This is a genomic window from Brevibacillus parabrevis, assembly GCF_022701015.1.
GTDB classification, from domain to species: Bacteria; Bacillota; Bacilli; order Brevibacillales; family Brevibacillaceae; genus Brevibacillus; species Brevibacillus parabrevis.
On record NZ_CP064090.1, the window covers coordinates 1,225,790 to 1,250,378 of the forward strand.

A 24,589-nucleotide genomic window follows, 5' to 3' on the forward strand; every position below is an offset into this window, starting at 1 on the left:
GATGGAATCAAGTCTAAAGAAAAAGTTAATTGTCGTTATGTGCCTGCTTTTGATCATCAGCTTGGGCACGGTATGCGGGGCCAGCTACTACAGCTCTTCGCAATTGCTATCATCGAGCCTGGACAAAGAAGCGGAACTGACAGCCAGCAATCTATCCATCCGTATCGACAGCTTCTTCCAGGAAAAAATCGGAATCGTGGAAACAGTCGGGGAGATGATGTCCTCAGACAACAATTTCGAGCATGACTTGAGGCTGATTCAGGAAGCGCAAAAGAAAAACCCTGAGTTTGAAACGTTTTTCTTTTCCTATGACTTGAGCGGCAAAAAGGTCATCAACTTCAAAGGAGAGGAAACCAATCCTTCCGACCGTCCGCATTTTCAGGAAGCAGGAAAAGGCGAAGGGAAAATCATCGTATCCGAGCCGGTTGTTTCCCAACGGACAGGCAATAACATTGTGACGGTCATCTTGCCATTGATGAAAGACAACCGCCAATACGGCTATGTCGGCTCTACTATCCCAATCAATGAGATTCAAAAAACGGTTTCTGAAGAGAAATTCGGGCACAGCGGCTATGCTTTTCTCGTCAGCAAAAAAGGAACGTATATCTGGCATCCGAATAGCGAGTTTATTTTGAAGCAATCCGTGCTGGAAAGCGACATTCCCGAGCTGAAAACGGCATTTGAAGCGACGCAGCAAGGCGGGCATGGAATTATTCAATACCAGCAGGAGCAAACAGCGCAGTTCTCCTCATACGCATCGACGAAACTGAACTGGGGCGTATTCATCACGGCTCCGGTCAAAGATTTGCACGCTCCGGTAAATGAGCTGTCGATCAAGCTGCTTGCGATTTCACTGGTTGTGTTGGCGCTCGGGATCATTTTCGTATACTGGCTGTCTGTTCGCCTGGTGAAACCGATTCAGCGTCTGAACCAAGTGGTCAATGTGGTGGCGCAAGGGAATCTCACGCAGACCGTTACGGTAGACGGCAAGGATGAGCTTGCGGTGCTTTCCCGTGACTTCAACCAGACTGTTGCCCACTTGAAAGGTCTGATTGAGGGCGTGTCGCAATCTTCCGAGCAGGTGCTGCGCTTTACTCAGGAAGTATCGGCAGGCATTGAGCACGCGACGGAAAACGTCAATCGCATCGGGCAATCGATCAATCAAATTGCAGGCGGAGCGGAAGCGCAGGCGACCAGCTCCAAAGATGTCGCGCTGTCCATGAATGATATGGCAGCAGGGATCGTGAAAATCGCCGAGACATCTGCGCATGTTTCCGAGGCGGCGCGCGAGGCTTCGGAACAGGCTGAGCAAGGAACGACTGTCGTGGAGCAGGCGGTGCGGCAAATGGGCAGCATCGGCGAAGGAACGACCAAAGCAACTGAGGCCATCGAACGTTTGAACAGCCGCTCCAAGGAAATCGAAGGGATTCTCGATACGATCAGCCAGTTGACGTCGCAAATCAACCTGCTCGCTCTCAATGCGTCGATTGAGGCTGCGCGGGCTGGCGAGCATGGACGAGGCTTTGCCGTCGTGGCCGGAGAAGTGAAAAATCTCGCTCACCAATCCGAGGAATCGGCTGCGAAAATAGCGACATTGATTCACGAAATCCAACAGGATACCCGCCATGCCGTCGAAGTGATGAACACAGGCAACCGCGAAGCGCACGAAGGAATCACGATGATTGAAGAAGTCCGGGAAATTTTTGCGCATATTTTGGAGTCTTCCCGCAATGTTGCTGCCCATATTTTGGAGGTGTCAGCAGCATCGGAAGAAATGTCCGCAGGCTCCGAGCAGGTGAGCGCCTCGGTGGATGAAATGCATCACATCGCGAAGCTCGCTACTTCTGATGCCCAAAAGGTTGTGGAGGCAACAGCCGAGCAGCTTCAGGCCATTCAAGATATCGCCCGTTCCGTCGAGCATTTGAACGCCGTGACGGAAGAACTGCAACAAGGGGTTGGCAAGTTTAGCCTGTAGGTCCCATCCCTGTTAAAGGGGGGATGCGATATAAGGGATGAGACAGTTTGAACAAAGCAAGACAAACAAAGAGAGCAACAACCAGGAGGAGAAGAAACCGATGAACAAGTGGACCAAAAGAATGGTGGCGAGCACACTCGCTGCAACATTGCTGATGACTGGAACCGGAGCGTTTGCCGCAACTGCGGGAACACCGAATGGACAAGCCGTGGCGGTAGAAGCGGCCAAAAAACAGGACAATAAAAAGTTTGAGTCCCGCCTCGACGAGATCATCGCACGAGGATATATTGTAGTGGGAACGCCTGGGGACTACAAGCCGTTCACATATTTGAATCCGAAGACGAACGAGTTTGAAGGCTACGACATTGACGCCATGAAAGAGTTCGCCAAAAGCCTGGGCGTAGAGGCGCGCTTTGTGCAGACTTCATGGCCGACGATGATGGACGATCTGCTGGCAAACAAATTCGACATCGCGGTAGGCGGCGTGACACGCAACACGGATCGGCAGAAAAAAGCGCACATGGGCGATCCGTACATCGAATTTGGCAAAGCGCCGTTGATTCGCGCGCAAGACAAGGACAAGTACAAGAGCCTGGCCGACATTAACAAGAAAGAAGTGCGAATCGGGGTAAATCCGGGCGGCACCAATGAAAAGTTCGTGCGTGACTATTTGAAAAACGCGACCGTGACTGTCGTTCAAAACAATCTGGACATCCCGGGCCTTGTCGCAAACGGCACGTACGATGTCATGATCACCGATACGATTGAAGCGATGGTTTACTCCAAAGCAGACTCCCGCCTGTACGCTGCTTTGACCGACAAGCCGTTTACCCGCAGCGAAAAGGCGTACATGATTCCGCGTGGCGACTTTATTTTTGCCAGCTATCTCGATGTGTGGATGGACGAAATGAAGCTGCAAGGAAAATTCGATGAGCTGTTCCACAAATGGGTAAAATAAGCGTCTAGTCGAATAATCGATCGCAATGATGCAAAGCAGCAGCCCTGTCTGGAGTGTCCCGGCAGGGCTGTTTTGTTTTTTATGTGTTTCGCCGTATATTCTGACAAAAATCGGTTGATACTAAAAGGGAAATGGGCATAAATCCCGTTTGCAATTTTTCCAGATGCATGATACGATTACAGCTATGTTCTTTGTAGGGTGCTTATGTACAATCGGAGATAAAAGGGCATGTTCCGGCTGTAAGGAATAGTGCCCTTTTTTAGTGAGAATTTTATAGAAGAAGGTAAAGTAAAAGGAGACTGACGTTCATTGACTACTTTTTTTGATTTTGGATTGCATCATTCTATTGTGAGAGCTCTTGGCAACATGGGGTTTGAAGAGGCGACAGCCATTCAGGAGCAAACTGTTCCTGTAGCCTTGCAAGGCCGCGATTTGATTGGACAGGCGCAAACAGGTACAGGAAAAACCGCTGCTTTCGGTATTCCGCTGGTTGAGCGCCTGGATGAAAACAACGGCAATATTCAAGGGGTTGTACTGACACCGACCCGTGAGCTTGCTGTGCAGGTAGCAGAGGAAATCAACAAAATTGCCCAGTTCAAAAACATTTCCGCTCTGCCAATTTACGGTGGTCAAGACATTACCCGCCAAATCAAGGCGCTGAAAAAGCGCCCGCAAATCATCGTAGCGACGCCTGGCCGTTTCATGGACCACATGAGAAGAAGAACGATCCGCCTCGATGCGATCGAGATCGTTGTTCTGGACGAAGCAGATGAAATGCTGAACATGGGCTTCATCGACGATATCAAGGAAATTTTGCAAGAAGTTCCTGACAATCGTCAAACCTTGCTGTTCTCTGCAACTATGCCGAGAGCGATTCAGGAAATTGCCCAGCAGTTCATGAGCGAGCCGACGCTGATTTCCGTCAAACCGAAAGAAGTAACGGTGCCAAACATTGAGCAGCAATACATGGAAGTTGCCGAGAAGCAAAAATTCGACGTTCTGTGTCGTCTGCTTGACATTCATTCCCCTGAATTGGCGATCATTTTCGGTCGTACCAAGCGCAGAGTGGATGAACTGTCCGAGGCTCTGACCAAGCGCGGTTACGGCGCTGAAGGAATCCATGGCGATTTGAACCAGGCAAAACGCGACAGCGTGCTGCGCAAGTTCAAGGAAGGTACGATCGAAGTGCTGGTTGCGACAGACGTAGCTGCCCGCGGTCTGGATATCAGCGGCGTTACGCACGTATTCAACTTCGACATTCCGCAAGACTCGGAAAGCTACGTTCACCGTATCGGCCGTACTGGTCGTGCCGGGAAGACTGGTCTTGCCATCACGTTTGTCACTTCCCGCGAGATCGACCACCTGCGTCTGATCGAGCGCGCGACAAACCGCCGTATGGAGCGTCGTTCTGTGCCTAGCATGAGCGAAGCGCTGGAAGGTCAACAACGTTTGACCGTGGAGAAAATTTTGGAGGCGTCTGGCCGCGATGACTTGAGCGCCTACAAAACATTGGCCGAGCAATTGCTGGAAGATATCGATTCCGTGACGCTCGTATCTGCTGCACTCAAGCTGCTGACCAAAGAGCCGGATCAAACTCCGGTTCGCCTGACAGAAGAAGCGCCTCTGCGTGTCGGCAAGAAAAAAGCGTTCCCGAAAGGCAAAGGCGGATACGGTTCTGGCTCCGGCTTTGGAAGCAAACGCCCACCTCGTCCACGCGGTGGAGAGTTCCGTCCTCGCAGCGGCGATTCCCGTCCGCGCAGTGGAGAATCTCGCCCACGCAGCACAGAGTCCAGCGGAAGACCATACAGCAACAAACAACGATAAGAATGCAAGAGCCGATGCGACGAAAAGCGCATCGGCTTTTTTTGCATACAAGCGGGGCGGCAGGGCAAACTACTGATTGATTTGGAGGAAGGAGTGAGTGCAATCATGAAAAAGCCGATTGGCTGGACCACAGCCGTTGCGCTGGCAAGTGTACTTGGAACAGCCATGCCAGCCCCGCTACACGCTGAGAAAGCACAGGCAACAGACGTAAAGCCGATGCGAATTACAGAGGAGCAAGCGAAGCAAATCGCTTTGCAGCAAATAAAAGGACGCGTGCTGCACTCGGAGCTGGATACGGAAAATGGCGTGCTGGTCTATGAGTTTATTATTCTTACCGACCAGAACCAGGTGTACGAGGTAGAGGTCAATGCGGAAACGGGAAAGGTCATGAAGGTGGAGAGAGAAGATTTTTGAGGAAAAAGAGACTTCTGCTCGTCGGAGCGGGAGTCTCTTTTTTTGCTGCTATTAAGTTTTGGCAACAATGAGAACGACAAATGCGAGCTTTGATTTTGTTGTGGCGCGTATGTAAACGCTTTATATTTGAGGTGTGCACATTATCTGTTTAATCATGTCAACATTTTTATAGAAAAGGTAAAGGAGGGTCCAGTATGGAGAATTTGGCGACAAAGAACCAGTCTTCTGGTGGAGTGCGCGTCTCGGTACAAAAATTTGGACGGTTTCTCAGTGCGATGGTCATGCCAAACATCGGTGCGTTTATTGCCTGGGGATTGATTACGGCATTGTTCATCCCGACAGGATGGCTGCCTAACGAAAACCTGGCGAAGCTGGTCGGGCCGATGATTACGTATTTGCTGCCGCTGTTGATCGGATACACGGGCGGGAAAATGGTTCACGATGTACGTGGTGGTGTCGTGGGGGCTGTCGCCACGATGGGGGTCGTAGTCGGGTCAGATATCCCGATGTTTTTAGGGGCAATGATCATGGGGCCTCTGGGCGGTTGGGTCATGAAAAAAGTCGACCGACTGTTCGAAGGCAAAATTCGCTCCGGTTTTGAAATGCTGGTCAACAACTTTTCCGCAGGGATTATCGGTGCATTGCTGACGCTGCTCGCTTTCCTGGCGATTGGTCCGGTCGTGACGGGTCTTAGCAAGGCGCTGGCATCAGGCGTGCAGGTCATCGTCAATGCAGGGTTGCTCCCGCTGGCGAGCATTTTGGTCGAACCGGCAAAAATGCTGTTCCTCAACAACGCGATCAATCACGGTATTTTCAGCCCGATTGGTCTGGATGAAGCGGCGCGCACAGGAAAATCGATCTTTTTCCTGCTGGAGACCAACCCTGGCCCAGGTTTGGGAATCCTACTGGCATACTGGCTGGCAGGTCGAGGCAATGCCAAGCAATCGGCGCCAGGTGCCGTGATCATTCACTTCTTCGGGGGGATTCACGAGATTTACTTCCCTTACATTTTGATGAATCCGCGTCTCGTTTTGGCGGTAATCGGCGGCGGGATGGCAGGGGTCTTCACCTTTACGCTGCTCGGCGCAGGGCTGGTGGCACCGCCATCGCCAGGCAGTATCTTCGCACTCAGCGCCATGGCTCCGCGCGGCGGTTTGCTCCCGGTATGGGCAGGGGTCGTTGCCGCAACCGTTGTCTCGTTCCTCATCGCTTCGGCTTTGTTGAAAATGAGCAGCAAGACCGAAGAAGACGAGTTGGACAAGGCGACAGAGAAAATGCAGGAGCTGAAAGGCAACAAGCAGTCGGCAGCAGCAGGGCAAGAAGCTGCGGCAACAAAAGAAATCGCGGCAGCGGACGTGAAGAAAGTGGTGTTTTCTTGCGACGCCGGAATGGGCTCCAGCGCGATGGGAGCAGCTTCCTTGCGCAAAAAGTTCAAGGATGCCGGAATTGGCGAAATCACCGTCATCAACACAGCTATTAACGATATCCCCAATGATGCCGATATCGTGATTACACACAAGTCGCTGACAGAGCGGGCGAAGGCAAAAGCACCGACTGCCGAGCACATCTCGATCGATAACTTCTTGAATAGTCCGGAGTATGACAAGTTGGTCAAACGACTGGGGTAAAAGGGGATCAACGCTAGTGAAAGCTAGCGTTTTCCCTCTTTGGCGTTAAGGAGGGAACACGGCATGCAAGTATCCTCGCGACAGCGATCCATCATGGAGATTTTATTGCAGGAGGAAAAGGGCATCACCGTGGCGCAGATCGCCGAACGAATCGGCGTAAGCACCCGGACCGTACACAGGGAGCTGGACGCATTGGCCCCGCTCTTTGCGAAAAACGAACTGGAGCTGGTGAGAAAGACGGGGGCCGGGGTGGAGGTCGCAGGGACAGCGGAGCAAAAGCTTGCTTTGAAAATGTCTGTTTTGCACCAAACGACGACCGAATTTACCGCAGAGGAACGCAAGGCGATTATTATGTGCTCCCTCTTGGCAGCCACGGAGCCAGTCAAGCTGATCTCGCTCGCCATTGATCTGAAAGTGACGACTGCTACGATCAGCCACGACCTGGACGACCTGGAAGAGCTTTTGGGACGGTACGACCTGACTCTTTTGCGAAAGCGGGGATACGGCGTCGAACTGCTGGGAAATGAAGCTTCCAAGCGAAGGGCGATCAGCCGTTTGATAGCCGAGCACCTCGATGACCATGAGCTGATCGGGGTGATCAAGGAGAACATTCAAAACAAGACGACACGGGACATGGATTCGATTTCCCGGCGTCTGCTCTCCCTGATCGATCGGGATAAGCTGATCAAGGTAGAAAATGCTCTCAGTCATCTCGAAGCCGAACTGCCGTACCCGCTGGCAGACAGCGCCTACATCGGCCTGGTTGCCCATTTGGCATTGGCGATCGAGCGAATCGAAAAAGGCGAGAAAATTCGCTTCGACGAGCATACGTGGAACGAGCTAATCGGAACGCCGGAGTTTGTGATTGCCGAAAACATCATGGAACGGCTGCGGCACATTTTTCAGATGGAGATTCCTCGGGATGAAATCGGGTATATTACGATGCATTTGCGAGGAGCGAAGCTGCGCCATTCCCACGACGATTACGTCTGGCCGGAAAATACGGAGCTTGCCGCTCTGACTGGGCGATTCATCGCTTTGTGCGAAGAGCGGCTCGGGCTTTCGCTGCGAGACGACTCTTCCTTGTTTCACGGGCTGTTGACGCACTTGGAGCCAGCCTTGTACAGACTCAGGCGCAAGATGGAGATTCACAATCCGATTCTCGGTCAAATCAAGCAAAACTACCCGGAGCTGTTTTCGGTTGCCAAGGAAGCGATGGCAGCGCTTTTGCCGGAACTGCCAGTGCCGGACGAAGAGATCGGTTATCTGGTCATGCACTTGGGAGCGGCGCTGGAACGAGGCAGGCAGGAGCAGCAGCGATACCGGGCGCTGGTCGTCTGTTCAAGCGGAATCGGTTCCTCGAAAATATTGGCGACGCGCATCAAAAAAGAGATTCCCGAAATCGTCAGCTTGAAAAACTTGTCCATGTTCGATGTAGGAAGTGTGCCGCGAAGCGATTACGACTTGATTATTTCTACCTTGCCGCTGTCGTTTGATCCGGCGGAATACGTAGTCGTCAGCCCGCTTTTGCCGCAGGATGATATTCAAAAGATCAAGTTTCATTTGCATAACCGACCTGTTCAAGTAGAGTCGATGAAAAAAAGCAAGGGAATGCCGCCAAAAGGAAAGCAAGCACAGGCGCAGTTGAAGTCGATGCAGCTCTATGCCGCTTTTGCCAACCAGATCATCGACGGTTTACGGCAAAGCACAGTGAGCAATGTAGCGCGCGATATGCCCAGCGTCCTGCACGATATTTGTTCGGAGCTGGAACAGCGAGGGGCGATATACGCTGTCGATCCGGTCGTGCAGCAGCTGATTGAACGCGAAAAGCTCGGCGGGCTGGGAATACCGGGAACGGCAATGGCCCTGTTTCACGGCAGGAATGAGGCGGTAACGACAGCCTCGTTCACGATTCATTTTCTGGAGCAGCCTGTGCGGCTAAGATCGATGGATGAAGAAGAGATGTCCGTTGATTTGCTGTTGCTTTTGCTCGGGCCAAAAGAAGTGCCCAAGGAAGGGCTGGAGGTGCTCAGCGAGGTCAGCTCGCTTTTGATTGAGGAAGAGATGCAGGAATTGTTGAAGACAGGAGAAATACAGCACATTGCTGATTATATAGCAGGCAAGTTGTATGCCTTTTGCCTGAAAAAGACTGGATGGGAGAGAGTGTAATGAAAAACATACTGACTACAGAAAAAATCATGCTGAATGCCAAAGTAGCAAACAAGGAAGAAGCGATCAGACTGACGGGCGAGCTGTTGGTGCGCGCTGGTCACGTCACGGCGTCTTACGTTGAAAAAATGCAGGAACGCGAAGGATTGGCAACTACTTATATCGGCAGCGGTGTAGCGATCCCGCACGGAACGAACGAAGCCAAGGCAGATATTCTATCCACAGGGATTTCTGTCGTGCAAGTGCCGGACGGCGTTGATTTTGGCGAAGGAAATGTGGCGTATTTGCTGGTGGGAATTGCGGCCGTAGGAGATGAGCATCTGGAGGTGCTGTCCAATATCGCTATTCTTTGCTCCGAGGAGGAAAACGTGAAACGGATCGTCCATGCTTCCTCTGCTGAAGAAATCATTGCGATGTTCACAGAGGAGGTGTAAGCGCTCATGCTGGCAGTCCATTTCGGAGCAGGGAATATCGGTCGGGGCTTTATCGGACAGTTGCTGAGCCAGGCTGGCTACGAAGTCGTATTCGTCGACGTCAATACGGCATTGGTTGATGAGCTTAACCGCAGAAAAATGTATCAAGTGCAGCTGGCAACGGCAGGAAATCCGCAATCCGTCGTGGAAGGAGTGCGTGCGATTCACGGTCAGGATATGGAAGCGGTCGCTGCTGCCATCGCTTCCGCCGACTTGGTGACGACTGCTGTAGGGCCAAATGTCCTCGGCCCGATTTCCGGAGCGATTGCGGCGGGAATCGAGAAGCGGCTTGCCGACAATCCGCAGCCATTGAACGTGATTGCTTGCGAAAACATGATTGGCGGAAGCGCCAAGCTGAAAGAGCACGTTTTTGCCCGGCTTGCGGAACCGCTTCAGGCGAAGGCAGGGCAGTTGATCGGGTTTCCGAACGCGGCTGTAGACCGCATCGTGCCGATTCAGCAGCATGAAGACAAGCTGCTGGTTACTGTCGAACCGTTTTTTGAATGGGTCGTAGACCGTTCGCAAATGGTTGGAGAGGTGTCGCAGATTGAAGGAATCACTTATGTGGACGACTTGGCTCCGTACATCGAACGAAAGCTGTTTACCGTAAATACGGGCCACGCTGTAATTGCCTATATGGGCTACCAGTTGGGGATGACAACGATTGATCAGGCTATGCAAAACGAAAAGGTCGCCAAGGCTGCCAGAGGCGCTCTGCAGGAAACGGGTGCCCTGTTGACCGCCAAGTATGGTTTTGACGCACAGGCACACGGGCAGTACATCGAGAAAATATTGGGGCGCTTTGCCAATCCGCTGCTCTCGGACGACGTTGTCCGTGTGGGACGTTCGCCGCTTCGCAAGCTCTCACGGCATGACAGGCTGGTTGGCCCTGCTCTGGAATGCATGGACAGAGGAATCCGTCCCGAGCATTTGGGGATGGCGATTGCAGCGGCGCTGCTGTTTGATTATCCACAGGACGAAGAGGCGGCGCGCATTCAGTCAGATTTGAAGCTGTACGGTTGGGAATATGCATTGCACAATTGCACAGGCATTCCGGCAGGCCATCCGCTTGAGGAAGTCGTTCGCAAACAGGCGCGGTTGATGCAGGAGTGGACAAGTACCAAGTAAAGAAGGGTGGGTGCGGGGGATGTCCCAGAAAATCGTAGGTGTAAAAGCTTCTGTGGGGATTGCCATTGGCAAAGCGTTTTTGCTTGCGGCTCCTGACATGCAGATCAAGACGGTGGCAATTGAAGATGCTGCCGGCGAAATTCATCGCTTCGAGGCAGCGCTTGCGCGGGCAAAGGCAGATTTGCAGGAAATTGCCCAGCGTGTGGAGACAGAAATGGGCACAGAGCAAGCCGACATTTTCAGAGCCCATCTGCTCGTCCTGGAGGACCCGGAGCTTGTCGATACCGTCAAGGACAAGATTACGCAGGAGATGACAAACGCGGAGAGCGCGCTGCATGATGTGGCGCAAGCGTTTATCGGCCTGTTTGAACAAATGGACAACGACTACATGCGGGAACGTGCGGCGGACATTCGCGACGTCACGAAGCGTGTATTGGCATATTTGCTTGGAGTGAACTTTTTTCAACCCAGCTCATTGACGGAGGAAGTCATTATCGTGGCGGAAGATTTGACGCCGTCGGATACGGCTCAGCTTAACCGCCAATTTGTAAAAGGGTTCGTGACCGACATTGGCGGGCGCACCTCGCATTCGGCTATCATGGCGCGTTCCATGGAGATTCCGGCTGTAGTCGGGACGCAGAACATTACGAGTGCTGTCCAGGCTTCTACGCTTATGATTGTGGACGGGCATGAGGGCGTCGTCATCATCGATCCGAGCGAAGAAGAGGTCGCGCACTATACGCGCAAGCAAGCAGAAGACGCAGAGCAAAAGGCCGAGCTGGCAAAACTCGTTCACAACCAGACGGTTACGGCAGACCAGCATCACGTGGAGCTGGCAGCCAATATCGGAAGTCCGGCAGATGTGGCAGGAGCGCTGGCGAACGGCGCAGAAGGAGTCGGGCTGTTCCGCACCGAATTTTTGTACATGGGCCGGGATGATTTCCCGACCGAGGAAGAGCAGTATGTTGCGTACAAACAAGTGCTGACGAGCATGGGAGACAAGCCTGTTGTCATCCGCACGCTGGACATCGGCGGAGACAAGCATCTGTCCTATCTGGACATGCCGGAAGAGATGAATCCGTTTCTGGGCTATCGCGCGATCCGCCTGTGTCTGGACAGACAGGAGCTTTTCCGCACGCAACTGCGCGCCTTGCTTCGCGCCGGGGTGCATGGCAACCTGAAAATCATGTTCCCGATGATTGCGACACTGGAGGAGTTCCGTCAGGCGAAAGCGATCCTGGAAGAAGAAAAGCACGCCCTGCAAAATAGCGGTGTAGTTGTATCCGATCGCTTCGAAGTGGGTATCATGATTGAGATCCCTGCTGCTGCCATGATGGCAGATGTATTCGCGCGTGAAGTGGACTTTTTCAGCATCGGCACCAATGATCTGATTCAATATACGATGGCAGCCGATCGAATGAACGAGCGGGTTGCGTATTTGTACCAACCTTACCATCCGGCTGTCCTGCGGCTTTTGCGCAATGTGATTCAAGCCGGGCACAAGGAAGGAAAATGGGTAGGAATGTGCGGCGAGATGGCAGGCGATCCTGTTGCCGTACCGATTCTGTTGGGACTCGGCCTCGATGAGTTCAGCATGAGTGCGAGCAGCATTTTGCCCGCCCGCAAGCAGCTGAGTCTTCTTTCCCGAGAAGAAATGGAAAAGCACATCGACACCATTTTGCAAATGAGTACGTCCGCGCAAGTAGAGGCGTTCGTCAAAACAACGATCATGAAAGATGGCATCTAAGGAGGCAAGATCATTATGGTGGAGAAAAAAATCGTCGTTCAACTGGCGCACGGCTTGCACGCCAGACCAGCGGCCAACTTCGTGAAAACAGCCACGACGTTTTCCAGCGAGATCAAGATTGTCAAAAACGAGAAGACGGTCAACGGAAAGAGCATCATGGGCATCATGGCTTCGGCGATCGCCAAAGGCGAGGAAATTACGCTGATTGCTGATGGCGTAGACGAAAACGAAGCGATTGCTGCTTTGGAAGCGGTGCTGACTTCCCAGGAATAGTGTGAATAACGTGCAAAAGCTCCCTTATCCGGGGAGCTTTTTTGTTTGGTTATCTACTGCTGAAAAAGGGGTCAGGCGTTTGGCTTGTCGCTGCTCATCGAGCAAAAGCTCTAATTGGGTGCGGACTTGTTCGACATAGGGAGTGGACAGGGCAGGGAAGGCGAGGTTGTGCATTTCCCACGGGTCTGTCGTGAGATTGTACAATTCGTATTCCGGTTCGATCGGCGGGGGAGGCTGGCCCGGTGCAGAGGGTGCAGCAAAATAACGGGAGTATTTCCACAGCTCCCAATGCCCATCTGTGGGCAAGTAAGCTATTACGCTTTCCAACAAGTTAGGCTCGATCACAGAGTGGTAAGGCTGACCGAGCAGACTGACTTGATGCTGGCCTTTTGTCACATCATCCTCTGACATGAAGTAAAGCGGGCCGAAATCATCTGGCTGTATCTCGCCGCCACTGACAATCAGCGATGAAAAATTATTTCCCACGAAAGGGCGGGTTTCGCTGTGAGTCAGCTGCAATTGTTCGGCGAGTGCGGGCACGTCGGCTTGCACGCAGCCGAGCAAGGTCGGGAGGATATCCACATGGCTTGTCAGCATTTCAGTAGACAGCGACTGTGGAAAAAGCAACGGATTGTGGATAATGAGCGGAATGTGGATGGCTTCTTCGTAGGCGCAATACCATTTTTGATGGAGATTGCCGTGGGCGCCGAGCAGTTCTCCGTGGTCCGCTGTGAAGACAACGAGCGTTTCCGGGTAAAACGATGTCGCCGTCAACGCTTGCAGCACGCGCATGACCTGCTGGTCGGCGTTTTTTTGCAATTGAAAGTACAGACGGCGGTAAAAGGCGTCGTCAGAGATGGGCTGGAATGCTTGTGGATAAACATCGCGGTAGCTCGCCTGGCAGCGAGGTTTCGTCAACAAAGATTCGTTTTGCGTCGGCGAAGGCGGAATGTCGGGGATGGAGTCATCCACATGAAAGCGAAAAAGCGGAACTTGAGCGGAGATATCCCCATAAAGAGCGATATCGTGTGGATTGACGAAAGAGGCGACGACAAACCATGGCTGATACTCATCAGGGTGCGCCAACTGTTGTTTCTCCTGTTCGAGCCAAAACAACAGATGGATCATCTCGCTGCCGTACACGACGTCTCGCCCGTTTACACCGATGGCAGCGGAGGAGCCGGAATTGTGTGGCGCTCTGCCGTGCGGTTCAGGGCCGATCCAGCCGGAAAAACCGTATCCGTCCAGCCGATTCGCCAGCCAGTACAAGCTTTCTTTTTGCGGATCGGGAATCCCTGTGACGGAGTCGTAGCTCAGAACAGGGACATGCGTGCCCGGTATCCAAATATCGCCGTCAGAGATGTGCCACTTGCCTTTGTAATACGTTCGATAGCCCGCCGCACGGAAGTAGTCGCCCATCGTCGGCACGGTGTTGGGATCGAGCCAAAACATGTCGCTGTCCGGGGAGAGTTTGGCGACGCCGCTCGTCTGCGTGACCCCGTGCAGAGAAGGGTATTGGCCTGTGAACAGCGTCGTTCTGCTAGGCGAGCAGGCTGTTGCGCCTGCATAGTGGCGCTTGAACTCCATGCCGTGCCTGCGCAAAAACGAGTGGGCAGGCAGAGCTTCCTCGCGCCATGTGCGCAAGCTGCTCTCCTCGTACGCTGGCGGAAACCGTTCCTGGTCGACGATGATCAACAGGATGTTCGGACGTGTCTTGAAAGAACAACTCGACATATCGACGCCTCCAGATGAGATGTACACACTGTTATCAACATATGGGGATAAGCTTTGTCCTTATCCACAAAAAAATCGCCTCGCTGTGCGCAAGGCGACATGATTGTTCCACAGTTAAATCAACACGTAAGAGAGCAGTGACAAAAGCACGGAGGTGATCGACATGGCAATCAGCGGTTTCGCTGCTTTCGTGCGCAGGGCACGCAGGTTGACGTTCAGCCCAAGGCCAACCATTGCCATCGTGAGGACGAAGGTGGTCACGTGGGCTACTCCGGCGTTGAAGGACTCGGAGACGGGAATTTGTTTTCCCAGCACATAGCTTCCAAACAGGCTCATGACGAGAAAGCCGATCAAAAACCAGGGGAACTCGACTTTTGCTTCTCCTTGCAGTTTGCCGCTGCGTTTCATCCAGAACATCAGGAGAAAACAGAGCGGAACCAGGAGGAGGACGCGGCCCAGCTTGGCTAAAAGCCCGATCGCCAGACCATCCTGCCCGGCGGGAGCAGCAGCGAGTGCAACGTGGGCGATTTCGTGCAAGCTGATGCCGGACCACATGCCGTAATCAAGGGCAGTCAGCGGCAAAAACGGGCGCAGTACCGTGTAGAGAATCGCAAAAATGGTTCCGACCAAGGCGATAATGCCTACGCCGATGGCGGTGTCTTCCTCTTTGGCCTGAATGATCGGGGAAACGGCGGCAATCGCTGCCGCTCCACAGACTCCTGTCCCGACGCCGAGCAAGAGGGAGAGAGAGGCGTCGGCTTTCAGCCATTTGGCGAGCAGCACAGTAAGCGCGATAGCGAATACGATGACTCCGGCGTCGTAGACGAGCAAGCCTAAACCTTGGTGCAAAACGACATCGACATTCAGCTTGAGACCGTACAAGATGATGGCGAGCCGCAGCAAGCGTTTTGCCGAGAACTGAATGCCAGCGCGCAACGCCTCCGGGTAGCCCCAAAACTGGCGATACGCCACCGCAATCAGGATGGCACAGGCGAGTGGCCCGACCCGGTCAAAGCCGGGAACCTGAGCTAAACCGTAGCCGAGGACGGCAACGAGAAACGTAAAGGCGACGCCCGCTATCCACTGCGGGAGCGAGGCGGGAGTGTTTGTATGCTTGCTTTTGGATTGAGCAGATGGATGATGGCTGTCGTTCAATGGCGCGCTTTCGTTAAGCGGGGAAGCCATTGCAATCACTCCTTGAAAAGTTTTGACAACCAAAGCATAAAACAACTGCTACAATAAGAAAAATAAATGATTGATATAATGACAATAAGTAATTTTGTATAGTAGAGACAATCGAGGGAGGGATGCTTGCGTGGATCAGCAATTGCGTGTGTTTGTCACGGTGGCAGACAGGCAAAACTTTTCGCGGGCCGCAGAGGAATTGCACATGACCCAGCCTGCGGTTAGCCAATATATCTTGTCTTTGGAGCGGACGATTGGAACCAAACTGTTGGAGCGCAACAACAAATACGTCCGGTTGAACAAGGCGGGCGAAATTGTTTACCACCATGCCCGGGAAATATTAGGGCTGTATACGCGCATGCAAAGCCTCGTCGATGACTTGATGAACACGCCGAGCGGGCATTTGACGATTGGCGCCAGCTATACGTATGGCGAGTACGTCCTGCCACATGTGATCGCCAAGCTGCGCAAGGACTATCCGCTGATCACTCCGACGATCACGATTCACAATTCGACCGTGATTGTGGAGCTGGTGGCAACCCGGCAGCTTGATGTAGGGATCGTCGAAGGGGAGTACGTCAATGACAAAATGTGCATCGAGCCTTTTGCCGACGATCGCATGTACGTGATTATCTCTCCCGGTCATCGGCTGGCGAGCAAACAAGAAGTCAGCATCCATGATTTGATGGAGGAAACCTGGATCGTGCGGGAGGAAGGCTCAGGAACGAGGGAGGCGGCGGAAAAAATGTTTCGTCAGCTCCAGTTTCAGCCACAGAAGCGAATGGAGTTTGGCAGTACCCAAGTCATTAAGGAATCGGTCGAGGCTGGCTTGGGGATCAGTCTGCTCTCGTATTGGGCGATTCGCAAAGAACGTCAGCTCGGCACGCTCTGTACGCTGAAAATAGCGGGAACGCCCGTGACGCGGGACTTTTCGCTGGTGACGAAATCGAACGAATTTCAGACGCGGGCGCTGGAAATTTTCATGGACCTCATTCGTTCCCATCTGCCAGAAGGATCGCACGTATAAAAAGGGAAGCAGCACCGTCGATCAGACGCGCTGCTTCCTTTTTCATATGTTCGATATATGCGCGACTTTCAGCGGGCGGGGGAGCTTTTCGGAGAGCAGATTGCTTTCACTCATGAGTTTCCGCCAGAGGGCAGAGCGAGCGTCAGGCGGAAGGTGGTGCCAACCGAGCCGCTCTGCACCAGCTCCACGTTGCCGCCATGCGCCTTGGCAAGCAGACGGCAAATGGTCAGTCCGAGCCCGAGTCCTTGTTTTTTCTTCCGTTTGCTGTCGCCGCGATAGTACCGTTCGAAAATAAACGGGGCTTCCTCGGCGGGGATGCCTTTTCCGTTGTCGATGACGTCAATGGTGAGCTTGTCTTGCTGCTGCTCTGCGACGATATCGATGCGTGTCGCTGCTGCGGCCACGCTGTTGTTGAGCAGATTCAGCAAAATTTGCTTGAAATGCGAGTCGTCTCCGAACCAGATCAGTTCCTTTTGTAGCGGCGTGAAGTGGACAGTTGCTTTGGAAAAAGCGGGCAAGGTTCCTACCTGAGCGACGATCTGCGCAAGCAACTCGTCAAGCCTGATTTCTTGCTTTTCGACGTAGACGGCACCGGCTTCCATCGAGGAAAAGTCGAGCAGGTCGTTGACCATCGTTTGCAGCCTTTTCGCTTCATCCATGCTGATTTGCATAAACTCGTCAGCATCCGGTCCGGTTACTACCCCGTCCTTGACCGCCTGAATCATGCCGCGAATCGAAGTGACTGGCGTGCGCAGTTCGTGGGAGACTCCGGCCAGCAGGTCCGTGCGCATCCGCTCCAGTTGGCCCAGACGATTCGCCATTTCGGCAAAAGAAGCGACGAGCTGGCTGATCTCGGCTTCCTTGATCCGTGCAGAGTCGGGAAGGGCTGGAGCGTAATTGCCGGACGAAATCTGCTCCGCAGCTGTTGCCAACTGCCGAAGAGGGTGTGTCAGCGAGCGCGACAGGACGTAGACAATCGCCCACCCGCAAAGCGTAATGATCCCGATGGAAACCATGATCGTGATGTACGTATGAACCAGGTCATTGTTGAGCCGGGTGCTGACGTAATACGTTCCCGCTACGGCATTTTGCTCGTAGTAAGGCACGCCGACGCGCAGCCAGGTCGCATCTTTGGTCGTGATGATCTCGCGTGTCTCCTTTTTGCTGTCAGCAGGCAGGACGGGTGCAGGCAAAGTGATTGTTGTTTTGGTGAGGGTAGCCTGATCGCTTTTCAATTGTTTGCTTGCGTCATCGTAGATTTGCACGATGTGGTTCAGCGGGACTGCCGGCATCGCCCTCAAGGTAGCCGTAACAGCCGTGTCTCCGCTCTTTTGTGCAGCCGTTGCCGAACTGGCAGGTGTCAAGGTGATAGCGGGCTTTAGGACTGCTGTGGCAGGAAGCTCGATTTTTTTGCTGATCAGCACTTTGGAGTACGAGTCTGCGAGCAGCTCTGTGCGCGCTTCCAATACTTGAAACTGCTGTTCAGTGGCGTTTTTGTTGATCCAGTAGATGCCGAAAAAGCCGATGCCGAGCAGCATGACGGAGAGGATCATGGCGTAACGCCACGTCCAGTAACGCAGCAACGGGACAGGGGAGGCGGCAGCTCGTTTAGTAAACACGCAGACTGTACCCCGTTCCCCGAATCGTCGCGATCTCGCCTTCCGAGCTTGGCCAGCTGAGCAGGTTTTTGCGCAGACGTTTTACAGCCGTATCCACTGAGCGATCCCCTCCTTCAAAATCCACTCCCCATACTTGATCGAGCAAATGCTCGCGACTGAAGCACTGATTCGGATGCCGGGACAAAAAGGCAAGCAGTTGCCAGTCTCTGGGCAAAAGCGAGAGCGGCATATTGCCCAGCAAGGCGGTTTGCGCCGTGAAATCAATCGTCAGGCTGCCGAGTCTGACCGTATCGGAGTCAGTCAAATACGACGAGCGGCGCAGGACGGCTTGGACGCGGGCGAGCACTTCTTCCGGATCGAACGGCTTGGCGATGTAGTCATCAGCTCCCTGGGCGAGTCCGAGCAGCTTGTCCGGTACAGTTCCGCGCGCCGTTACGATAATGACAGGGCAACTGCCGTACTGGCGGACTTGGGACAATATATCCAGCCCGTCATGATCGGGCAACATCAGGTCGAGCAGGACGAGATCCGGCTTCCAGGAGCGAAAAACAGGGATCGCCTCCTGATCGCCCGTGTTCCAGAGCACTTCAAAGCCCGCTCGCTCCAAATACACCTGGATCAGGCGGGCGATCGGCATTTCGTCTTCGATTACGAGTATTCGTTTCATCAGTTCACAACCTCATTTCTATCCGTACGAAAAAGCTGTCAGCCTAATCATAGCAACGTTTCCAGGCGAAGTGACCTGGCAGTATATGTGATTTGTGGCAGGGAAGCTTGCGCTCAGGCGCAACTTGCAGTGTACAACGTTTCTGTGTCCGCCATATGGCGACGGGAGACAGCGACATGTCCGGATCGCAGGTGTACATCATGGAGATTTTGGCAGAGGAAGGAGCCGTGAAAAGCTCCGTACTGGCTGAGCGTTTGTCCATCAGCCTGCCTGCTGTCACCAATCTGGCGAACAAGCTGGTGAGAAAAGGGTACGTGGAGCGGCAAATTCCGGAAACAGACAGACGGGTTACTTTGCTCGCCATTACCCCATTAGGCCAGCAAATCCTCCAGATGAGCAACAATCGCTACGCAACGCTTACGGATGCGCTATGGAGCGATTTTTCGGAAGCAGAGCTGGGCGATCTGCTCGTCTCTTACAAAAAGATGGTGCAAAACCTGGAGGAACATCAAAAACATAAGGAGTGATCGAGCATGGCACAACAAGGACAAGTAGCGTGTGGCCGAATCGAAAGACGTGGAAAACTACGTGAACAAAGCGCTTGAAGCATTCGGACGCATTGATGTGTTTTTCAACAACGCAGGCATCATCCAAAAACCGTACTTGCTGGCGGATATTCCGGAAGCCGAGTTCGACCGCGTTTTGGCTGTCAATTTGAAAGGTGTCTTCCTCGGCATGAAATACGTGATTCCGGTGATGGTGAAGCAAGGAGCGGGTTCGATCATCAACACGGCCTCCACCGCAGGTTTGAAGAGCGAGAGCAGCCTGTCCGTTTACTCGGCGAGCAAGCACGCTGTGGTTGGCATGATTCGCCGCAAGCGAGCTACATGACAGGCTCGATCGTGGCTGTAGACGGCGGACTGACCTTGTAAAAGCAGACAATAAAGCAAAGACCTCTGACGAGTGTGCCAGAGGTCTTTGCCGTTCTTTGCTTCATGTATAAGCCCGTTTCCGCCAAAGGCGGTCTGTCATTTTTTATTTTTTGACTGCTGGCATGATTTTCACAGCTTTGGTCAGCTTGCCTTCCTTTTCGAGTTGCTTGATCAGCTCATCGACAGTGATTCCCTTTTCTTTGGCCAGTTGCTCCAGATTGATCGCAGGCTGGATTGTAACCATTTTGAGGTCGGCTTTTGTCTTGCCGCTGTTTTCAAGCTCCGCTTTGAGCTGTTCGACAGTGATTCCTCTTTCTTTTGCCACTTCGTTCAGATCGAGGGCGACGGTGGTAGCAACCGCTTGAGTGGCGTCGCCTGTTTCTACGATTTTGAGGTTTGCAGTCAGGTTTTTCATTTCTTTTACGGCCACTTTGGTTGGAGTCGCTTTTGTGATCTGCCCTTCTTTTTCAAACTGCTTGATCAGTTCTTCGACAGTGATGCCTTTTTCCTTTGCCAGTTGGTTCAAGTCGATGACCTGCTGCATCATGACTTGGCTGCCGTCATTTTGGAGTGTGATCACTTTTGTTGGGAAAGTGGCTTGAGCCTGTTGCGCCGCTGTAGAATGGTCTGCTGCAAATGCGGAGCCTGCCATTGCGGATACGGCCAGAGCCATTACGGACATTGCGAGTTTCTTTTTCATGAAAAATTCCTCCTTGGGTTTCGGTTGTATCGTGCTCATTGCGCCGGCTTGCAGGCTTACCTGTCCCGGCTACACACCAAGAATAGTCAGGGCTTGTGTCCGCCAAATGACCGGAATATGGAAAAGTCGTGGAATACCGAAAACGCTTGCATTTTTTCCTGCCTTGTCATACATTAGAAGCAGGAATAAGATCGCAGAATTGGCGTGATTCTTATCCAAACAAGTGAATAGACAAAAGGCAAAGGTGCCCTTGAACACGAGTCTTGTTCTTTCGTGTTTAGGCACCTTTTTTTGCGTTTTGAAAAGGGAAGTTGTCTGAAAGGAGTGTGACACGCATGGAAAAACCAATTCGAGCGACGCCGCTTGCGATCCGAATGATTCCCAACGTCGATCCACAATTTGCGGAGAAGCTGAACCTGCCTTCCCATATTCGCAGTGTGGGGATGCTTACATCCACCATTGATGATGTGGGCTATACGGCCATTGATGAGGCGACGAAAAAGGCAGCTGTAGAAGTGATTTACGCCAAGTCGTTTTATGCAGGATCTGGAAATGCGTCTGGTCCGTTGTCCGGCGAGTTCATCGGGATGATCGGTGGAGCGACGCCATCGGAGGTAGAGAGCGGTATCGATGCAGCCGTTGCATTCATGGAGAGTGGAGCTTGCTTTTACTCGTTAAATGAAGAGGGGACGCATGCGTATTACGCACATGTCGTGTCGCGGACGGGCAGCTACTTGTCTGGGCTCGCCGGAATCAGGGAAGGGGAGCCGCTCGCCTATCTGATCGCTCCGCCGCTTGAGGCCATGTACGGTATTGACGCCGCCCTCAAAGCAGCAGATGTGCAGATGGTGCAGTTTTTTGGCCCGCCCACGGAAACGAACTTTGGGGGAGCGTTGCTTACTGGAAGCCAATCGGCATGCACTGCCGCAGCAGATGCTTTTGCCGACGCTGTAAGAAGCGTTGCCCGACAGCCAGTCAAACGATAAAAGGGATTTTCCCTCTTGAAGGGGAGGAAATGTAAATGCGCGCTCATGCATACTCACTGGGCATGATTGAAACACTTGGCTTGCCCGCTCTTATTGCGGCCGCTGATGCTGCTGCCAAAGCGGCAGACGTCAAGGTCGCCACATATGAAGGCGCGGACGGCGGGATCGTAACGGTCTACGTAATCGGAGATGTCTCTTCGGTTCAGGCGGCTGTTGACGCTGGCGCTGAGGCGGCAAAACGCGTTGGACGCTTGCTGCACTCCCACGTCATACCGCGTCCTGATGAAAATGTTCCGAAAATGATTAAAAATCTGATGCGTTCGGAAGCGCAGGAAGAAGCGAAGCCGCAGCCTGCACAGGCAAAGGCAGAGCCGACGCTGGCAGAGCAATCGATCAACGATCTGCGCAAGCTGGCTCGCTCGTTTGCTGATTTCCCGCTCTCGACCAATGACATCAATACGGCGAAGAAAGAAGACCTCATTCGCCTGATTGAAGAAAAGCAACAAGGCGGAGGTGACAAAGCATAATGACACTCGACGCTGATTTGTATTCCATTCAGGAAGTGCGTACGTACCTCGCCCAAGCGAAGGAAGCGCAGGCGAAGCTCGCTACTTACACGCAAGAGCAAATCGATCGGATCATCACTGCCATGTCCAAGGCTGGGGTTGAGAATGCCGAGCGTTTGGCGGCTCTTGCGGTTGAGGAGACAGGCTTCGGAAACGTCCCGGACAAACGGATGAAAAACTTGTTTGCTTCCCAAGATGTTTATGCTTCCATCAAAGACGTGAAAACCGTCGGCATCGTTCGCAAAGACGAGGAAAACAAAGTGTGGGAAGTGGCACAGCCGGTAGGAATCGTCGCCGGGATCGTACCATCCACCAACCCGACATCGACCGTTATTTTCAAGTCGATGATCGCGCTCAAAGCGAGAAACGCAATCGTATTCAGTCCGCATCCGTCGGCAGCCAAGTGCACGCTGGAAGCAGCGCGACTGATGGCACAGGCGGCTGTGCAGGCTGGGGCGCCGGAAGGCTTGATCCACTGCGTCTCCAAGCCGACGCTTCCAGCGACGAATGAGCTGATGAAGCACAAGCTGACCAATGTGATCCTCGCGACTGGCGGTACGCCAATGGTGCGGGCTGCATACAGCTCCGGAAAGCCTGCTTACGGTGTCGGACCAGGAAACGTTCCGGTCTACATCCACCACAGCGCTGACCTCGCTGCTGCTGCCAAGCGCATTGTGCAGAGCAAAACCTTCGACTACGGCACCATCTGCGCCTCCGAGCAGGCACTGGTGATCGAGGAATCGGTCAAACACCAGATGATTGCTGCCCTGAAGCGCGAAGGAGCGTACTTCCTGGACGAAAACGAGAAGGCAAAAGTAGCCGCCATTATTATGGTGAACGGCTCGCTCAACGCCAAAATCGTTGGACGTTCCCCGCATGTGATCGCGCAAATGGCAGGCATCTCGATTCCTGCCGAAACACGAGTGCTGATCGCGGAAGAAACCGGAGTAGGCAAAGAGTACCCGATGTCGGTTGAAAAACTGGCACCGATCCTCGCTCTCTACACCGTTTCGGGAGACAACGAAGCGTTTGCCCGCTGCCGGGAGCTTTTGACGCATGGCGGATTGGGGCACACCGCTGGGATTCACGCGCAGGATGACAATGTGATTGCATCCTACGGTCAAGCGATGCCGGCTTCCCGCATCCCGGTCAATACCGGAACGACTTTCGGGGGAATCGGAGCAACGACTGGCGTGCAGCCATCCTTTACACTCGGATGCGGTTCTTTCGGGAACAACATCACATCCGACAACATCGGTCCGAAGCATCTCTTCAACATCAAGCGCGTCGCTTTTGGCGTGAGAGAAATGCCTGAGTCCACGCCAGTGCAAGCTGCTGCAACGACACAGGCGGAAGAAGCTGTGCTGCAAGCTGTCTCGTCCATGAATGTCGGCCTGAGCCGGGATGAGATCAAAAACATCATTAAATCTGTTTTAACTGAAATGACGTCCTAAAACGTTAAAAATTTGTCCATATAATTAAGGAGGAACGAAAACATGGCTGGAGAAATGTCCGCATTGGGAATGGTAGAAACAAAAGGTTTGGTAGGAGCAGTTGAAGCTGCTGACGCAATGGTAAAAGCAGCTAACGTTAAATTGATTGGCAAAGTACACGTAGGTGGCGGTCTCGTAACAGTCATGGTACGTGGTGACGTAGGTGCAGTAAAAGCTTCCACGGACGCAGGCGCCGCTGCTGCCGAAAAAGTAGGAGAGCTCGTATCTGTACACGTTATCCCACGTCCACACGGAGACATTGAATTGATCCTGCCTAAGCTCGAAGGGTAATCCCCTATGGCAGTTATTACAGAAGCATCTTTGAGAGCAATGCATAAGACAGGCATCCCAAACCCCTTTCTCATTGAGAAAGGGGATAAAATCACACCAGCAGCGGCAGATTTCTTGAAAGGAAGAGGGATTCAAGTGAAATCTTTTGAAGAACAACAACAGCAACCTTCCACCAATCAGACTGCCGAGGCAGTGCGGGAAATTCCCCTTGGTGTATCGAATCGCCACGTTCATTTGTCGCCAACCGATGTAGAAAAGCTTTTTGGAGCAGGACATCAGTTGACGCCAATGCGCGATCTGTCGCAGCCTGGTCAGTTTGCTTGCCAGGAAACCGTGACAATCGTCGGGCCAAAAGGCAGCATTCACGGAGTGCGGATTCTGGGGCCAGCGCGTGGCGCGACACAAGTGGAAATCTCTCGTACTGACGGTTTTGCGCTCGGTGTGCACGCACCTGTGCGGATGTCCGGAGATATTGAAGGAACACCGGGTCTGGTACTCGTAACAGCAAAAGGCACAGTTGTACTCGACAAAGGTGTAATTGTAGCCAAGCGGCACGTTCATATGTCGCCTGCGGATGCCGAGCAATACGAAGTGAAGGATGGCGACACGCTGATCCTTGCGACGCAGAGTGACCGCCCTGTCATCTATCCGGATGTAGTTGTTCGCGTACATCCACAGTTCGCACTCGATTTCCACGTCGATTTGGATGAAGGGAATGCCGCCAATTTGAAAACGGGCGACCGGGTAAAAGTGATCGGCAAAAACGGCCAGTTTTACTCCGGCTAACGGAGGTAGAGCTT

Annotated in this window: 22 protein-coding genes and 1 pseudogene; 18 read left to right on the forward strand and 5 right to left on the reverse strand. The window is 53.0% G+C overall.

Annotated features, from left to right (window positions below):
• Position 1 precedes the first annotated feature (1 nt).
• From IRJ17_RS05895 to IRJ17_RS05940, 10 genes are all read left to right on the forward strand, one after another.
• Positions 2-1,975: a methyl-accepting chemotaxis protein gene (locus IRJ17_RS05895; protein ID WP_122962472.1), complete on the forward strand. Its 1,974-nt coding sequence runs from the start codon at positions 2-4 to the stop codon at positions 1,973-1,975.
• A 100-nt stretch (positions 1,976-2,075) separates the two neighbouring features.
• Positions 2,076-2,933: a transporter substrate-binding domain-containing protein gene (locus tag IRJ17_RS05900; RefSeq protein ID WP_173596448.1), complete on the forward strand. Its 858-nt coding sequence runs from the start codon at positions 2,076-2,078 to the stop codon at positions 2,931-2,933.
• A gap of 309 nt (positions 2,934-3,242) precedes the next feature.
• Positions 3,243-4,757 (forward strand): degradosome RNA helicase CshA, encoded by a 1,515-nt coding sequence (gene cshA, locus IRJ17_RS05905; RefSeq protein ID WP_122962473.1) that lies wholly within the window; start codon positions 3,243-3,245, stop codon positions 4,755-4,757.
• A gap of 105 nt (positions 4,758-4,862) precedes the next feature.
• Positions 4,863-5,171: a PepSY domain-containing protein gene (locus IRJ17_RS05910; RefSeq protein WP_242773695.1), complete on the forward strand. Its 309-nt coding sequence runs from the start codon at positions 4,863-4,865 to the stop codon at positions 5,169-5,171.
• A gap of 194 nt (positions 5,172-5,365) precedes the next feature.
• Positions 5,366-6,799, forward strand: coding sequence for a PTS mannitol transporter subunit IIBC (locus IRJ17_RS05915; RefSeq protein WP_242773698.1), 1,434 nt, complete (start codon positions 5,366-5,368; stop codon positions 6,797-6,799).
• Between the two features lie 63 nt (positions 6,800-6,862).
• On the forward strand, positions 6,863-8,968 hold the full coding sequence (locus IRJ17_RS05920; protein ID WP_242773701.1) for a BglG family transcription antiterminator: 2,106 nt from the start codon (positions 6,863-6,865) through the stop codon (positions 8,966-8,968).
• A complete protein-coding gene (locus tag IRJ17_RS05925) occupies positions 8,968-9,402 on the forward strand; it encodes a PTS mannitol transporter subunit IIA (protein ID WP_122962476.1) in 435 nt (144 codons plus the stop codon). The genes IRJ17_RS05920 and IRJ17_RS05925 overlap by 1 nt, the downstream gene beginning before the upstream one ends.
• Positions 9,403-9,408: 6 nt before the next feature.
• A complete protein-coding gene (locus tag IRJ17_RS05930) occupies positions 9,409-10,569 on the forward strand; it encodes a mannitol-1-phosphate 5-dehydrogenase (protein WP_173596311.1) in 1,161 nt (386 codons plus the stop codon).
• A 19-nt stretch (positions 10,570-10,588) separates the two neighbouring features.
• The gene (gene ptsP / locus IRJ17_RS05935; RefSeq protein WP_242773704.1) at positions 10,589-12,316 is read left to right on the forward strand and encodes a phosphoenolpyruvate--protein phosphotransferase; all 1,728 of its coding nucleotides are present in this window, start codon (positions 10,589-10,591) and stop codon (positions 12,314-12,316) included.
• Between the two features lie 15 nt (positions 12,317-12,331).
• Positions 12,332-12,589 carry an HPr family phosphocarrier protein gene (locus tag IRJ17_RS05940; RefSeq protein ID WP_122962479.1) on the forward strand — a complete coding sequence of 86 codons (258 nt, stop codon included), beginning with the start codon at positions 12,332-12,334 and terminating at the stop codon, positions 12,587-12,589.
• A gap of 24 nt (positions 12,590-12,613) precedes the next feature.
• Here IRJ17_RS05940 and IRJ17_RS05945 read toward each other — a convergent pair whose 3' ends face one another.
• Both IRJ17_RS05945 and IRJ17_RS05950 read right to left on the reverse strand, forming a co-directional pair.
• Positions 12,614-14,323 carry a sulfatase family protein gene (locus IRJ17_RS05945; protein WP_242773707.1) on the reverse strand — a complete coding sequence of 570 codons (1,710 nt, stop codon included), beginning with the start codon at positions 14,321-14,323 and terminating at the stop codon, positions 12,614-12,616.
• Between the two features lie 114 nt (positions 14,324-14,437).
• Positions 14,438-15,508: a YeiH family protein gene (locus tag IRJ17_RS05950; RefSeq protein ID WP_242773712.1), complete on the reverse strand. Its 1,071-nt coding sequence runs from the start codon at positions 15,506-15,508 to the stop codon at positions 14,438-14,440.
• Positions 15,509-15,638: 130 nt separating this feature from the next.
• Here IRJ17_RS05950 and IRJ17_RS05955 point away from each other — a divergent pair, with 130 nt between their 5' ends.
• A complete protein-coding gene (locus tag IRJ17_RS05955) occupies positions 15,639-16,535 on the forward strand; it encodes a LysR family transcriptional regulator (protein ID WP_242773715.1) in 897 nt (298 codons plus the stop codon).
• 110 nt (positions 16,536-16,645) lie between these two features.
• Here the strand turns inward: IRJ17_RS05955 and IRJ17_RS05960 are convergent, their stop codons facing one another.
• Positions 16,646-18,154: a HAMP domain-containing sensor histidine kinase gene (locus IRJ17_RS05960; protein ID WP_242773718.1), complete on the reverse strand. Its 1,509-nt coding sequence runs from the start codon at positions 18,152-18,154 to the stop codon at positions 16,646-16,648.
• A complete protein-coding gene (locus IRJ17_RS05965; RefSeq protein WP_242773721.1) occupies positions 18,144-18,821 on the reverse strand; it encodes a response regulator transcription factor in 678 nt (225 codons plus the stop codon). The genes IRJ17_RS05960 and IRJ17_RS05965 overlap by 11 nt, the downstream gene beginning before the upstream one ends.
• Positions 18,822-18,997: 176 nt before the next feature.
• Between IRJ17_RS05965 and IRJ17_RS05970 the strand changes: the two genes are divergently transcribed.
• Both IRJ17_RS05970 and IRJ17_RS05975 read left to right on the forward strand, forming a co-directional pair.
• Positions 18,998-19,348 (forward strand): MarR family winged helix-turn-helix transcriptional regulator, encoded by a 351-nt coding sequence (locus IRJ17_RS05970; protein WP_242773725.1) that lies wholly within the window; start codon positions 18,998-19,000, stop codon positions 19,346-19,348.
• A 31-nt stretch (positions 19,349-19,379) separates the two neighbouring features.
• Positions 19,380-19,694, forward strand: a pseudogene (locus IRJ17_RS05975) (SDR family NAD(P)-dependent oxidoreductase); the annotation flags it as partial.
• Between the two features lie 162 nt (positions 19,695-19,856).
• Here IRJ17_RS05975 and IRJ17_RS05980 read toward each other — a convergent pair.
• On the reverse strand, positions 19,857-20,453 hold the full coding sequence (locus tag IRJ17_RS05980; RefSeq protein WP_242773728.1) for a hypothetical protein: 597 nt from the start codon (positions 20,451-20,453) through the stop codon (positions 19,857-19,859).
• A gap of 335 nt (positions 20,454-20,788) precedes the next feature.
• Here IRJ17_RS05980 and eutL point away from each other — a divergent pair, with 335 nt between their 5' ends.
• From eutL to pduL, 5 genes are read left to right on the forward strand one after another with little or no spacing between them, the layout of a single operon-like run.
• On the forward strand, positions 20,789-21,439 hold the full coding sequence (gene eutL, locus IRJ17_RS05985; RefSeq protein WP_063228860.1) for an ethanolamine utilization microcompartment protein EutL: 651 nt from the start codon (positions 20,789-20,791) through the stop codon (positions 21,437-21,439).
• Between the two features lie 35 nt (positions 21,440-21,474).
• Positions 21,475-21,966 carry a BMC domain-containing protein gene (locus IRJ17_RS05990; RefSeq protein ID WP_063228861.1) on the forward strand — a complete coding sequence of 164 codons (492 nt, stop codon included), beginning with the start codon at positions 21,475-21,477 and terminating at the stop codon, positions 21,964-21,966.
• Positions 21,966-23,459, forward strand: a complete 1,494-nt coding sequence (locus IRJ17_RS05995) for an acetaldehyde dehydrogenase (acetylating) (RefSeq protein WP_173596317.1) — start codon at positions 21,966-21,968, stop codon at positions 23,457-23,459. Before IRJ17_RS05990 ends, IRJ17_RS05995 begins: the two co-directional genes overlap by 1 nt.
• Before the next feature lie 42 nt (positions 23,460-23,501).
• A complete protein-coding gene (eutM, locus tag IRJ17_RS06000; protein WP_005827515.1) occupies positions 23,502-23,789 on the forward strand; it encodes an ethanolamine utilization microcompartment protein EutM in 288 nt (95 codons plus the stop codon).
• Positions 23,790-23,795: 6 nt separating this feature from the next.
• Complete coding sequence (gene pduL, locus IRJ17_RS06005; RefSeq protein WP_063228863.1) at positions 23,796-24,575, forward strand: phosphate propanoyltransferase; 780 nt, start codon at positions 23,796-23,798, stop codon at positions 24,573-24,575.
• The last annotated feature ends 14 nt before the right edge of the window (positions 24,576-24,589 follow it).

What these genes read in the sequence shown, in the direction of transcription:
- IRJ17_RS05895 (WP_122962472.1), top strand. Translation starts at nt 2, where the DNA reads ATGGAATCAAGTCTAAAGAAAAAGTTAATTGTCGTTATGTGCCTGCTT.
- IRJ17_RS05900 (WP_173596448.1), top strand. Translation starts at nt 2,076, where the DNA reads ATGAACAAGTGGACCAAAAGAATGGTGGCGAGCACACTCGCTGCAACA.
- IRJ17_RS05910 (WP_242773695.1), top strand. Translation starts at nt 4,863, where the DNA reads ATGAAAAAGCCGATTGGCTGGACCACAGCCGTTGCGCTGGCAAGTGTA.
- IRJ17_RS05915 (WP_242773698.1), top strand. Translation starts at nt 5,366, where the DNA reads ATGGAGAATTTGGCGACAAAGAACCAGTCTTCTGGTGGAGTGCGCGTC.
- IRJ17_RS05920 (WP_242773701.1), top strand. Translation starts at nt 6,863, where the DNA reads ATGCAAGTATCCTCGCGACAGCGATCCATCATGGAGATTTTATTGCAG.
- IRJ17_RS05925 (WP_122962476.1), top strand. Translation starts at nt 8,968, where the DNA reads ATGAAAAACATACTGACTACAGAAAAAATCATGCTGAATGCCAAAGTA.
- IRJ17_RS05930 (WP_173596311.1), top strand. Translation starts at nt 9,409, where the DNA reads ATGCTGGCAGTCCATTTCGGAGCAGGGAATATCGGTCGGGGCTTTATC.
- ptsP (WP_242773704.1), top strand. Translation starts at nt 10,589, where the DNA reads ATGTCCCAGAAAATCGTAGGTGTAAAAGCTTCTGTGGGGATTGCCATT.
- IRJ17_RS05940 (WP_122962479.1), top strand. Translation starts at nt 12,332, where the DNA reads ATGGTGGAGAAAAAAATCGTCGTTCAACTGGCGCACGGCTTGCACGCC.
- IRJ17_RS05945 (WP_242773707.1), bottom strand. Translation starts at nt 14,323, where the DNA reads ATGTCGAGTTGTTCTTTCAAGACACGTCCGAACATCCTGTTGATCATC.
- IRJ17_RS05950 (WP_242773712.1), bottom strand. Translation starts at nt 15,508, where the DNA reads ATGGCTTCCCCGCTTAACGAAAGCGCGCCATTGAACGACAGCCATCAT.
- IRJ17_RS05965 (WP_242773721.1), bottom strand. Translation starts at nt 18,821, where the DNA reads ATGAAACGAATACTCGTAATCGAAGACGAAATGCCGATCGCCCGCCTG.
- IRJ17_RS05970 (WP_242773725.1), top strand. Translation starts at nt 18,998, where the DNA reads ATGTCCGGATCGCAGGTGTACATCATGGAGATTTTGGCAGAGGAAGGA.
- IRJ17_RS05980 (WP_242773728.1), bottom strand. Translation starts at nt 20,453, where the DNA reads ATGAAAAAGAAACTCGCAATGTCCGTAATGGCTCTGGCCGTATCCGCA.
- eutL (WP_063228860.1), top strand. Translation starts at nt 20,789, where the DNA reads ATGGAAAAACCAATTCGAGCGACGCCGCTTGCGATCCGAATGATTCCC.
- IRJ17_RS05990 (WP_063228861.1), top strand. Translation starts at nt 21,475, where the DNA reads ATGCGCGCTCATGCATACTCACTGGGCATGATTGAAACACTTGGCTTG.
- IRJ17_RS05995 (WP_173596317.1), top strand. Translation starts at nt 21,966, where the DNA reads ATGACACTCGACGCTGATTTGTATTCCATTCAGGAAGTGCGTACGTAC.
- eutM (WP_005827515.1), top strand. Translation starts at nt 23,502, where the DNA reads ATGGCTGGAGAAATGTCCGCATTGGGAATGGTAGAAACAAAAGGTTTG.
- pduL (WP_063228863.1), top strand. Translation starts at nt 23,796, where the DNA reads ATGGCAGTTATTACAGAAGCATCTTTGAGAGCAATGCATAAGACAGGC.